Raw genomic sequence first — 12,451 nt, 5'->3', positions numbered from 1 at the left:
TCATCCTAAGGGAACGACGATTTTTCATAAAAAAAGAAATCACTGCGAGAGAGCAAGCGCGTTTGTTTTTTTAATTTCTAATGCTTTAAATGAGAGGGGCACGCAAAATTCTGTTGGAGCATCATGCTTCCCTTCTATACCTTCGAGCCCAAGAATAGTTCCTATATCCCTATCAATATGATTTTTACGAATGTAACGTAAAAGGCGTGTATAAGTACTTATAAGGATAAGGTGATGCACAGCCAAATGTGTCATTGTTGTTTTTTGACAAAGCGTTTTGTAGGAAAGATAATAAATTGATTTATAATGATAATATAGTATTATTCAACTTGAATGAAAATTTCTAAATAACGTCAGAGACTAATCATTTCAAATCTGTTGGTCTTGGATCAATCAAAACTATACGTTTGCACATCATAAGTGGGGAAAGCCCGCGTGAATACAAACTGTATAAGATGAGGACTAAAAATGACTTTTCATGAACCATCTTACAAGCTTAAGGGGTGGTCCGCAACACTCAAAGGCTGGGAAAGCCGGTACATCTTGCCAATCCATTGCTGGTAATGGTTTTATGGCGTTTGTTTTTCTATTGCCTGTAAATCAACATTTAACTCCAGAGCAGTCGCATGTTTAAGACAACGATTAAGACAGTTCAATGCTTTTTCTGCGGTTATCTCTTTTGAATGCCAAATAGGGGAAAGAGTATTGCATATCTTTAGTTTGTGTAATCTTTGAAACTGGTAGACAACCTAATTTTGCAGCCTAATTTGAGTAAAATATGAAGTTTTAAAGATGTAAACCAGTTTTCCTCTTTATCGTCATTTTTTAATTTAGCTTGACGGCTTTCAAAGGCATCTAGAGCAATGTCTTTTAAACAATAATGTCTTTTAAATAATGGAGATGACACATTGCCTCACGCTTTTGTTTTTCACATGGTCTTTAATGGGGATACGCCCCTCGCGTAAAATAGAACGCCCCAATGGGATAAAGGATCCAATGGAATATAGCTATGCTGCCAATTCATGGGCTTGTTTTAAAGAAATATCTCTATAAAGCGCCCAAATTTACTTCACGACGGTGTCCATGAATGGTATAATGGTCAATCCATTGAGAATCCTCCACTTTTACGCTTGTGAAGAAGAAAGCCGGCACTATTACACATTTGTGCCAGCCTTTGAGTGTTGTTGACCATCTTTTGGCTCGTAAGACGGTTCATGAAACGCCATTTGGGCTCCTTTCTTGTACAAATTTTATACACATCTTATACATATTTTATACTTTTATACACAGGTGCCTTCCGCTTGTAATGTGCAAGCAAGAGATTATGATTGATTCAATAAAGGATAAATTTGAAATGAGAAAATCTTATACTATTTGGGTCTCCCATTCAAATTGAATAACGTTAGACTATGATTATAAATCAAAGTATTATCTGAAGATAATATGCTTAATTAAGTTTTTATAGCAAATTTTGTGTTTTAATTTCTTTATTTGAAGGGTGTTTTCTTATTTTTAAAGAGATAAAATAGAGGTTGTTTATACTTTATCGTTTCTGAGTAAAGTAGAAAATTTTAGGTGATAAATCTGTAAATATTTTTCGTTCTTATGCTTGTATTTTTAGCATTTTGATAGAGAGGAAAGAATGTGGATCCTATGACAAGTGAGACTGTCCGCAACGTATTACGTAAAATCAAAAGACCAGATTTGGAAAGCGATATTGTATCGTTGGGGCTTGTTTCAGAAATATTGATTGCGGATGGGAAGGTTTTCTTTTCCATTACAGTTCCGGATGGACGTATACAAGAGTGGGAATCATTGCGCCGTACTGCTGAAGAGCTGGTGTGTGCTTTGGAGGGAGTAAAATCTGTTGTTGTCACCCTTACAGCAGAAAAGACAACAAAGGGGGTGTTCAGGCAGAGAGCCAATCCCTTACCTGTAAAAATGCCCATAGAAGGCGTGCGGCATGTGATTGCTGTTGCTTCTGGAAAAGGAGGGGTTGGAAAGTCTACGACGGCGATCAATATCGCCTTAGCTTTACAAAATGCTGGCTTAAAAACGGGGGTGATGGATGCGGATATCTATGGACCATCTTTGCCACGTTTGACAGGACTTGTTAATCAAAAGCCGCAGCTTATTGGAGAAAAAAAGATTCAACCTATTGAAAAATTTGGTCTGCAATTGATGTCGATGGGATTTTTGGTTGAAGAAGAAAAGCCGGTCGTATGGCGTGGTCCTATGGTTATGGCGGCTGTAACGCAATTATTACGCGATGTTGTATGGGGGCCTTTGGATGTTTTAGTTGTAGATATGCCGCCAGGGACAGGAGATGCACAATTAACACTTGCGCAACAGGTGCAATTAACCGGTGCTTTGGTTGTTTCTACACCGCAGGATCTTGCTTTAGTCGATGCACGTAAAGCGATAGAAATGTTTATGAAAGTCAATGTTCCCATTTTAGGTCTCATTGAGAATATGAGTTATTTTATTGCTCCTGATACAGGAAAACGCTATGATATCTTTGGCCATGGTGGGGCACGAATAGAAGCGGAACGTCGAGAAGTTCCTTTCTTAGCAGAAATACCGCTTGATGCTGCTTTACGCTTTTCTTCAGATGAGGGGATCCCTATTTGTGTTGCTCAGCCTGATGGCGAGCATGCTAAACTGTATCGTACAATTGTTGATCAAATAAAAAATAAACTTTTGTGAATGGATGTTTATTGAAGAACGTTTGCTAAAATACAGTCATGAAAGACATAAAAATAATTTTTGTCATGGGATAAGGGGAGCCTTAATGGTTGAATGGCATATGAAAAAAAACATCTCTTAAGGTATGTCACAGCCATTTTGCAACGTTTTTCGTGTTTTGCTATGTTTTTTGTGAATGGTTTTACGGTAATCCATTGAGCCTTTCATCTTTGATGTTGTTTGAAAGAGTAAGCCAGCATTATCACACACCTTGCTATCTCTTAGCGTTACGATCATTCTTGGCACTTGAGGCGGTTCATGAAAAGGTATTTTTTAGTCCTTATCTTATACAGTTTTATTCCATATGCCCCTTATAATGTGCAAGCCAAGTAACGTGTAAGCCAAGGAGTTTGCTTAATGCAACATGAGAGAAATTTTGCATGAGAGAATCTCATACTATTGGGGTTTCTCATTCAACATGCAAAACACTGAGAATCCTTTATAAATCAGGGCCTTGTATATTGCTTAAAACAAAAAATACATCATGTATTTGGTATTTTTGAAACCTGAATAGGAAGCAATCGGAGCGCTAGAGCTTTGAGATAAAAAAATGTTGGTTAAGTCTTTTTAAGGAGCATTCATTTTTTGTAAAGTTGCCTCAAGAGCTGTTGTTAAAGCCCTTCTTCCCCCTTTCTGAGAAAAGTAATTTGACAAAAATTCATTTGTTCCCCCCTTTGTTGAAAATTCTTTTTCAAGTTCTGCAAAATTAAGAGAGGGAGAATAATCCTTTGTGATAATTTTACGCATTTCATCCGTAAGATTTCCAAACATCATGGCAAGGAATTCTGCTGATTGCTGTTTTTTTAACCCTTGTGTGATAAACCATTGATGGGCTGTTGCTATAAAATTGAAATAGACGCCCATAAGAGAACCCGCTGTCATAAAAAGATTAAATTGTTCTTCTTTATCTAGCACCAATGTGCCTCCCAAGGCATCAAATAAAGTGCGCAAAAAGGGGTGATCAGGATAAATGGGGGTCAAATTTTTGCACTCTGCAACAAAAGGTAACGGAACAGCTCGATAAACTTTATGATTGATCCACGCTTCCACTTCTGCGGCTTTGGCCATAGCAAGAACGGAAATAACCAGCTGTTCTGGACGAAAACGAAGAGAGCGCAAAACGCTTTCTGCAATTTGGTTGGGTAAACAAAGAAAAACACAATCACTCATATCAAGCAATGCTTGGTTATTTTCAGCAATCATCACTTTATCATAAGTGCGTGAAAGATGCTCTGCTGTTTGTGCATTGCGCGGTGAAACAACAATGGAAGAAACATTAAAGGCACTTTTCATTAGTCCATTGATCATTGAAGCGCTGATTGTGCCGGTTCCCAAAAAGCCAAGTTTCATTTTTATGCCTCAGTTTTGTTTTTTTATTCTTTAGTTTTACCTTTTAAAAGAAATCCCCATCAACATTTTTAAATATTTTAACTCACATACATGCTAATTGAGGCAGCAACAAAGAGTATCGCAAGAATAATCAACCCCAAATAGATTTTAGGCTTGTCGAAGAGGACAGCAAAAGCAGAAAACCAACCCACAACAGCGGCGGATAAGGCACATAAAAAACCTGGTTTATTCATCATTACAATATGCATTGCCATTAAACCACCAATAATCAGCGCTCCAAAAACAATGAGTAAACCTGTTGCAAACTTTTCATAATCATCCATATTTTGCTCCTTATAGCGCTCAAACGGTTAGACACTTTTTAACGCATATGCACATAAAGGAGAAATGTTTTTTATTGAGCATGGTTAAAATGGGTGCCTCCTCTTATTGATCAGATGTAAAAAATGCGGGGATATGTTGTGGCCAACGCCAAGGTAAAATGGCAATCAAATCAAAGCGTACAGACAAAAGAGCATAATCTTTTTGTCGTGCAAGCCAAATATCGGCAGCGGCCTCAATTCGTCTTTCATTTGTTCGAGAAACCGCTTCCATTGCTTCCATCAATGTTGAACGTGCTTTAACTTCAACAATTAACACAAGATTTCCCCGTCGTGCAATTAAATCAATTTCCCCACACTTGGTTTTAAAACGCATTTCTGCAATGTGAAATCCTTTGAAACGCAACCACCAAGCGGCTAATTTTTCTGCTCGAACCCCTCGATAAAAAGACTTTTGTCTCTGTTTTTTTTGTATCGTCTTAGGCATTATTTTACGCATTTTTTAAAAAAATCAACCGCTGAAAAAGTTTCTGCTTTTTAAATCCAGTCTTTTTGGCAACCAAAGCTGCTGCTTGAGCCGCAGAATGTGTTTGTGCGTGTTCTAATAACATTTCATCAACTTCTTGATCACTTATCACATTGAAAGAAGAAGAGGCTTCTCCAACAAGCACAACAATTTCCCCACGAATTTGTGTCTGTTTTTTATAATTTTCCAATAAATCTCCCAAATTGGAAACATCGATTGTTTCAAACTTTTTTGTTAATTCACGGCAAATTGCAGCAGGACGATCTGCTGAAAAAACAGTGACCATATCCTGTAAAGTTTCAACAAGACGATGTGGTGATTCATAAAAAATCAAAGTTGCTGGAATGTTTTTTAATTGTTCCAATCTTTTTTGACGCTGTGTTTTGCGTGCATTCAAAAAACCTGCAAAGAAAAAGCTATCGGTTGGGAGCCCTGTTGGTATTAGAGCTGCTAAAAGAGCTGAGGCTCCAGGGATCGGAATAATTTTATGACCCGCTGTACGGGCTTCTTCCACTAATCGAAAACCAGGATCAGAGATAAGCGGTGTTCCTGCATCAGAAATAAGCGCTATCGTTTTGTTTTCCGCTAAAGCTGCTAAGAGTTTCGGGCCTGCTTTTTGCGCATTATATTCATGATAGAGAAAAGGTTTTTTCTCAATACCGTAACGTTCCAACAAAACACGGGTTACCCGTGTATCCTCACATGCTAAAATGTCAACGCTTGCCAGAACTTGCAAAGCACGAAGCGTAATATCTGCAAGATTTCCAATGGGCGTTGCTACAAGATAAAGCCCTGGTTCTATGATGGGTGCACAATAAGCATGTGCACCTATGAAATAGGTGTTCTTAGACATGCTTTTGTCTCTTCATCAAACTTCCCTTACTATAAGATCTTATCAAAATTTATATCCATACTTATCAGTTATTTTTGCTCATTTTTTATCAGTACATTTTTATCATGACAATGGCTTAACAACAGCGGCTTAACAACAGCTTATTTGTTTGGGTTTACTTGCTTAAATAATCGCTTACTTCATAATGAGATAACTTTATTCTCAACTTCAACGTTTTTGTCTCATATGCTCCGTTATTTTTCTCACCATTATCTTATTTTCAGTCAAATAAATTCCAGATATCAATATCCTATTAGCGCTATTATTTTCTATAAAACCTTCCTATCAAGAAGCAAAAAAACTATCTATGGTACCATCTCACCTTTGGTTGGGATTTTTTCAAAACGAAGCTGACAGGATTATTTCTATCATGCTGATCTTTTAAAAGTCCCATTAATATTTTTTTGAGCAAGTATAAACAGACCCTTTTAAAACACAAAATGCCTCACGAATATTATGAATGAAAGATAAGTCCTTATCAGAAAAATATTTTGTTATATTCTCGACATCTTTAACAATATTAGGTTTATCTTAGAAGCTTTTAAGGTTCATTTTTATCTTAATAATTTTAATGACGAATTTATTATCTTTTATCTTGAGTAAAAGCTTTTAAATTATCTCACTTTACCCCTCTTATAAAAAGCTGGTCTTTCTCTCCGATTCATAGATCCATAGTCGGCATGTTTTGCGTTTTATGGTGTTGTTTATCTTAAGGGAGCGCATATGCTTTTTCTGTTGCTGGTAGATAAACAGCTACACTGAAGGCAGCCGCATGTTTAAAACAAAGATTAAGACGCATCAATACTATTCAAGCCATTCCAACTTCTTTATGCCAGAGGGGAGCAAGGAGATAAGCGTATTTTTATTGGTGTCATCTCTCAAGCCGGCAGATAGCCTTATTTAGGAAAGATATGAAGTTTTAAAGGTGCAAACCAATCACGCATTTTATCATCTTTTTCATTTCAGTTTTGCAACCTTCAAAAACATCCAAAGCACTATCTTTTAAATCATGAAGATTGCTTCATACTTTTGTTTCTCGCGTTTTTTAATAGTATCACGACGTTCATAAAGAACAGAGCGCTATTGGTGTGCAGTTTCACGGGCTTGTTTTAAAGAAATATCTCTCAAAGTGCCCGTCACATCCATTTCACGATGGCGCCCGTTAAGGGGATAACGGGGGATAACGATTAAGCCATTGAGCCGCCCATTTTTATGTTTATGAAGGAGCAGGGGGTACCATAATACACTTGGATCTGTCTTTGAGTGTTGTAGATAGTTTTTAGCACTTTTCGACGGTTTTATAAAAAGGCATTTTTATTGTACGATTTTTATCCATATGGGCTCTTTCTATTTTGGCGCCCCTGTACTTTTAACGTACAAGCAAATAAATTTGATTAATTCATCATGAGAGGGATTTGAGATGAGAGAAGCTTACGGTATTTAAGCTTCTCATTCACGTTGAATAATTCTATATGATTATAAATCAATATGCTGATATTTTAAGAGAATAAACAATGATGCGTTATTGGGAGGGATTACATATTGGGATAGAAAGGGCCCTCATTGCCTTGCGGACAAATCCAAGTGATATTTTGGTTTGGATCTTTAATGTCGCATGTTTTGCAATGTATGCAATTTGAAGCGTTGATCATATATGTTAGATGATCATTATGTTCTAGCCATTCATAGACAGCGGCGGGGCAATAGCGTGCGGAAGGTCCTCCATAAATTGCATATTCGGAGTCCTTTTGTTTTTCTAATGAGGCGACCTTTAAATGACAAGGTTGATTTTCTTCATGATGTGTATTGGAAAGGGCAACACTTGTCAGGCGGTCAAAGGTTATCACCCCATCGGGTTTTGGGTAAGCAATGGGTTGAAATTTTTCTGCGGGTTCAAGACAAGCATAATCTTCCTTGCCATGGGAGAGTGTTTTAAATAAAGAAAATCCGAACAGTTGTTGCCACCATATATCAAAACCGGCAAGTTTAATTCCATATTTTGTCCCGTATTTTGTCCAGAGTGGTTTGGCATTTCGCACTTGATAAAGATCTTTGCCAATGGGGCCTTTTCGCCACTGTTCTTCGATTTCTGTGACTTCATCATGAGCACGACCTTGCGCAAGAGCGGTCGCAATTTTATCGGCTGCTAATATGCCCGATAAAATGGCATTGTGTGATCCTTTGATACGAGGAACATTGACAAAGCCAGCAGAGCAGCCAATCAGCGCGCCGCCAGGAAAGGTGAGTTTTGGTACAGATTGCCATCCTCCTTCACTGATAACACGTGCCCCATAGGAAAGACATTTTGCATCTTTGAAGATTTCATAGATTTGTGGATGTGTTTTAAACCGCTGAAATTCTTCAAAAGGAGAAAGATAAGGATTTTTATAATCTAAGTGCACAACAAAACCGACAGAAATGATATTGTTTTCTTGGTGATAAAGAAAACCACCGCCGCCGGTATTATTGTCTAAGGGCCAACCGGTGAAATGTTGAACTAAGCCGCGTTGGTGTTTTTGGGGATCAATTTCCCAGAGCTCTTTAAGACCAAGACCAAATTTTTGAGGGTCACGATTTTTGCTCAAGTTAAAAGTTTGTATCAGTTGTTTTGCAATGGAACCGCGTGCGCCTTCCGCAATCAGAGTATATTTTGCCAATAATGCCATACCAGGTATATAATTTTTTCCAGGGGTTTCATCTTTGTTAAGCCCCATATCACCGGTGAGAACACCAATGATCGCGCCGTCCTCATTTTGAATGGTTTGTGTTACGGCAAAACCAGGATAAATTTCAACACCCAATGCTTCGGCTTTTTTGCTGAGCCAGCGGCAAACATTGCCAAGCGAAACGATATAACACCCGTCATTGGATAAGGTTTTGGGATACAAGATATGGGGCAATCGTGTCGCTTTTTGAGGCTTTAGAAAAAAAAACTGATCACGGGTCACAGGGGTTGTGAAAGGATGGTCGTGGTCATTTTTCCAGTCTGGTAAGAGTGTATCGATACCGATGGGATCAACAACAGCACCAGAGATAATATGTGCCCCAACTTCAGTTCCTTTTTCAACAATTGTGACAGAAAGCTCAGGATTAATTTGTTTTAGACGAATGGCAGCAGAAAGCCCTGCCGGTCCTGCTCCGACAATGACGATGTCAAACTCCATGCTTTCACGCTGGTCATACAGAGGTGCTTTCATGGCTATAAAGCTTTCTCCAATTTTGGAATAGTTTTGCGTGGCTTGACCACAAGAGGTAAATTAACGATGTACGTAGCAAAAAGTTCTATCGGTTTTTCTTCAACAACAATTTTGTTCAAGAGCACTTTTTCGCGTTGAGGATGCTGAGGGGCACGCATAGCTTATAAAGTTTTCTCAAGTTCTGGAATAATTTGGTGGAGATCTCCCACAAGGATATAATCGGCAACTTTCATGATGGGTGCTTCTTCATCTTTATTAATGGCAACAATAATTTGTGCATCCATTATACCGGCTAAATGTTGGATTGCACCAGAAATGCCAACGGCGATATAGAGTTTAGGGGCAACGATTTTTCCTGTTTGTCCAATTTGCCAATCGTTGGGAGCATAGCCTGCATCAACTGCTGCGCGGCTGGCTCCTAAAGCGGCTTCTAATTTTTTTGCAAGGGGAAGAAGAAGCGCCATAAACTGTTCTTGGGAACCAAGACCACGCCCGCCTGAGATAATAACACGTGCAGAGGTAAGGTCTGGGCGATCACTTTTATGCGTTTCTGCTTTTACGAAAGAAGAAAGATTGGGATTGGGCGCTGGTGTTATTGTTTTAATGGGGGCTGCATTATTTTGGACAGGCGTTGGTGTGAAAGAGGCGGTGCGAATGGTTATAATCTTTTTGTGATCATTGCTGCGGACAGTTTCAAGTGCATTGCCTGCGTAAATGGGGCGTTTGAAGGTATCGGGTGAAAGAACGGCAGTAATATCTGAAATTTGCATAAGATCAAGAAGAGCCGCTACGCGTGGCATCACATTTTTTCCAGTCGTGCTGGAGGCTGCCATGATCACATCATAATCATTGGCGAGCGCAATGATTGTATCTGCCATCGGTTCGGCAAGTTGATGGGCTAAATAATCAGCTTCGGCCATAAGGACTTGCCGCACACCATTAAGTTTAGCACTGTTTTGCGCTATTGTTTGAATGTTTTCTCCGCAAACCAAAATATCGATATCGCTACCGATTGCACGCGCAGCGGTGAGCGCTTTTGCAGTTTCTTGTGTATTATGATCGGCCAATAAAAGAATTGCCATAAGTTTTTTCCCTTTTATGTGCGTATTGCTTTTACTCTAGAAAATATTAAATGCAGTCTTTTTGTTTTAGTGCACTGACAAGCTCTGCGACATTCGCTACTTTAATTCCAGATTGACGCGGTTTTGGCTCTTCAACGCTTAAAACTGTTAAGCGTGCTTTCGTATCGATACCAAGATCAGTAAGCGATTTTTGTTCAATGATTTTCTTTTTTGCTTTCATGATATTGGGAAGAGAAGTATAACGCGGTTCATTGAGCCGTAGATCGGTGGTCATAACCATGGGAAGGGGAAGACAAAGGGTTTGTGTTCCATTGTCGACCTCACGCGTAACTGTAGCCTGCCCATTTTCTATGTTAAGATGTGAGGCAAAAGTTGCCTGTCCCCAACCAAGAAGAGCGGCAAGCATTTGTCCTGTTTGGTTGCTATCATCATCAATTGCTTGTTTTCCTAAAAAGACCATATCGGGTTTTTCTTCATCGACAATGGCTTTGAGAACCTTAGCAATGCTCAAGGGTTCAAGTGTCTGATCTGTTGTGATAAGAAGGGCGCGATCAGCCCCCATTGCAAGTCCTGTTCGTAAAGTTTCTTGGGCGGCTTCCGGTCCAATTGAAACAAGCACAACTTCTGAAACTTTACCGGATTCTTTCTGGCGAATGGCCTCCTCCACGGCGATTTCGTCAAAAGGATTCATAGACATTTTTACGTGAGACAAATCAACGCCTGTGCTATCGGGCTTGACGCGTATCTTGATGTTATAATCAACAACACGTTTGACAGCGACAATTATCTTCATGATGATCCTCTTTGGTTTATATGATCACAAGTTTATAGCAATACACATAAGAAACCAAATTGTTTAGAATAAAGTTTCATTGATAACTTGTGTTCTCGTTAATTTAAGCTTTTTTACGTTTACTTGTACTTTCTTGTCATCATTATTTCTTTTGTATGGACATAATTGCCTTATTTGCTTGAATAAAAGGTAAAAAAATAAAACCATCTTGTGAGAATATTATTTTTTGTTTCACGATGCTTTGTTTATGATGAGATGCGATAGAGATTTTATGCCATGAAAAATTAAGTGAAAAAAGTAAAAGTGGGGGAAATGACTGTGCCCTTCAAATCTTGAGGGTAGAAAAATATTTTTTCTTTTAAATATTGTGGATGAATATTAGGGAAATATTTGAGATGAAGATAAATATTTTGGTTGAAGATCAGGGGAAAATATTTCTAACAAAAAAATTGGGAACTCTTAAAGCTCTATTTACTAAAATAGCGTATGATTTCTAATCATTTCTTGCTGTTCTTTTTAAAAAGGTTAATGAGGGGTAGGCGTTTGTGAATACGAAGGGCCATACGGTCGACCAAGCAACCGATAAAGTTCGGAGTCATCAATTTTCTTCTTTTATTGAGAAAAAGGAGAGAATGGATACACCTGTAGAAGTAACGATGTCGGATATTGCTCAAAAGTTACGCACGGTTTATGCACAAATGCAAATGAAACCTTCGTCTCGTCCTTTGAAGCAACAGGGTTTTGCCGAAGAACATTTTAAAGCTTATTTAGATGATATTAGTCGGGCCATTTTGGCTGAATATTATATCCGTCGGCAAAGGGAAAAAAAGCTTTTTGAGTCTTTAGAGCAGATTAAAATACTTGTTCAAAATTTGCAGCGTGAAAAAAAAAGCCTAGAAGAAGCAACGGTAACACGACAGGTGCCTCGTTCAAAATTGTCTGATTCTGTTGTGCAAAAACTGGCTTATATGGAATGTGAGGAAAATCAAAAGCACTTACGGCTTTACAAGGGACAAAACTTTTCCAAACAAAACACTATAGCGCCATTCCAGACGAATATAGCGTCCCTCCAGACAAATGTTGAAAATGGGTTACATGTTAAAAATGTGTTACAGCAAGAAAATAAAAGCTCTGTGTCCAGTAATGCCCTTTCGCCAAGGGATGCACTTTTGCCTAGGGATGTTTTAAAACCTACTTTTAAAAAGGTTGAGGGAGCAGTGGAGCATGTTGTGATAGAAGAAAAGGGGATAGATGTTCAGGCTTCTAATCATCCTATTGAGAATGATGTTTCTCCTGTTTTAAAAGCGCGGTCTTGCGAACGTGTATCGTTTTTATCTCATCTTGTAAAAAAAAGTATTCTTTGTGTTTTTACCGTTGCATTTATGGGAGCGATAACGTTATGTTTTTATAGCTTTTTTAAAGGAGTTCGTTTTTTTTAATTTTATGATGTTGATGTGAATAGATATGAAATAGATTGCGCATTTGTGATTGTGCGAAAGCTATAGCCGTTAAAATCATCCTTTTAAACACGCAACAGAGATTATTA

At 38.4% G+C, this 12,451-nt stretch carries 11 protein-coding genes and 1 pseudogene; 2 read left to right on the top strand and 10 right to left on the bottom strand.

Features of this window, described 5'->3' with window-relative positions; translation table 11 throughout:
• Positions 1-39: 39 nt before the first annotated feature.
• On the bottom strand, positions 40-255 hold the full coding sequence (locus AC6ER9_RS01205; RefSeq protein WP_497074649.1) for a hypothetical protein: 216 nt from the start codon (positions 253-255) through the stop codon (positions 40-42).
• Between the two features lie 273 nt (positions 256-528).
• Positions 529-1,216: pseudogene (locus AC6ER9_RS01200) on the bottom strand (Arm DNA-binding domain-containing protein); the annotation flags it as partial.
• 428 nt (positions 1,217-1,644) lie between these two features.
• On the opposite strand from AC6ER9_RS01200, the gene AC6ER9_RS01195 reads away from it, so the two are divergent.
• Positions 1,645-2,706 (top strand): Mrp/NBP35 family ATP-binding protein, encoded by a 1,062-nt coding sequence (locus AC6ER9_RS01195; RefSeq protein ID WP_497074648.1) that lies wholly within the window; start codon positions 1,645-1,647, stop codon positions 2,704-2,706.
• A 606-nt stretch (positions 2,707-3,312) separates the two neighbouring features.
• Here the strand turns inward: AC6ER9_RS01195 and AC6ER9_RS01190 are convergent.
• The 8 genes from AC6ER9_RS01190 to AC6ER9_RS01155 form a co-directional block, all read right to left on the bottom strand.
• The gene (locus tag AC6ER9_RS01190; RefSeq protein ID WP_497074647.1) at positions 3,313-4,095 is read right to left on the bottom strand and encodes a pyrroline-5-carboxylate reductase; all 783 of its coding nucleotides are present in this window, start codon (positions 4,093-4,095) and stop codon (positions 3,313-3,315) included.
• Between the two features lie 77 nt (positions 4,096-4,172).
• Complete coding sequence (locus AC6ER9_RS01185; protein ID WP_497074646.1) at positions 4,173-4,418, bottom strand: hypothetical protein; 246 nt, start codon at positions 4,416-4,418, stop codon at positions 4,173-4,175.
• A 103-nt stretch (positions 4,419-4,521) separates the two neighbouring features.
• Entirely contained in the window at positions 4,522-4,890 is a 369-nt protein-coding gene (locus tag AC6ER9_RS01180; RefSeq protein ID WP_497075250.1) for a YraN family protein, read from the bottom strand.
• Positions 4,891-4,906: 16 nt separating this feature from the next.
• On the bottom strand, positions 4,907-5,794 hold the full coding sequence (rsmI, locus tag AC6ER9_RS01175; RefSeq protein ID WP_497074644.1) for a 16S rRNA (cytidine(1402)-2'-O)-methyltransferase: 888 nt from the start codon (positions 5,792-5,794) through the stop codon (positions 4,907-4,909).
• Positions 5,795-7,368: 1,574 nt separating this feature from the next.
• Complete coding sequence (locus AC6ER9_RS01170; RefSeq protein WP_497074643.1) at positions 7,369-9,030, bottom strand: electron transfer flavoprotein-ubiquinone oxidoreductase; 1,662 nt, start codon at positions 9,028-9,030, stop codon at positions 7,369-7,371.
• Positions 9,031-9,032: 2 nt separating this feature from the next.
• Entirely contained in the window at positions 9,033-9,188 is a 156-nt protein-coding gene (locus AC6ER9_RS01165; protein ID WP_497074642.1) for a hypothetical protein, read from the bottom strand.
• A 3-nt stretch (positions 9,189-9,191) separates the two neighbouring features.
• Positions 9,192-10,112, bottom strand: a complete 921-nt coding sequence (locus tag AC6ER9_RS01160) for an electron transfer flavoprotein subunit alpha/FixB family protein (RefSeq protein WP_497074641.1) — start codon at positions 10,110-10,112, stop codon at positions 9,192-9,194.
• 46 nt (positions 10,113-10,158) lie between these two features.
• Positions 10,159-10,905: an electron transfer flavoprotein subunit beta/FixA family protein gene (locus tag AC6ER9_RS01155; RefSeq protein WP_497074640.1), complete on the bottom strand. Its 747-nt coding sequence runs from the start codon at positions 10,903-10,905 to the stop codon at positions 10,159-10,161.
• Positions 10,906-11,450: 545 nt separating this feature from the next.
• On the opposite strand from AC6ER9_RS01155, the gene AC6ER9_RS01150 reads away from it, so the two are divergent.
• Positions 11,451-12,344: a hypothetical protein gene (locus AC6ER9_RS01150; RefSeq protein WP_497074639.1), complete on the top strand. Its 894-nt coding sequence runs from the start codon at positions 11,451-11,453 to the stop codon at positions 12,342-12,344.
• Positions 12,345-12,451 lie beyond the last annotated feature (107 nt).

It is taken from the genome of Bartonella sp. SL317 (assembly GCF_059687655.1).
The sequence above is the reverse complement of the archived record's forward strand: the minus strand, read 5'-3'. Positions and strand labels throughout refer to the sequence as shown.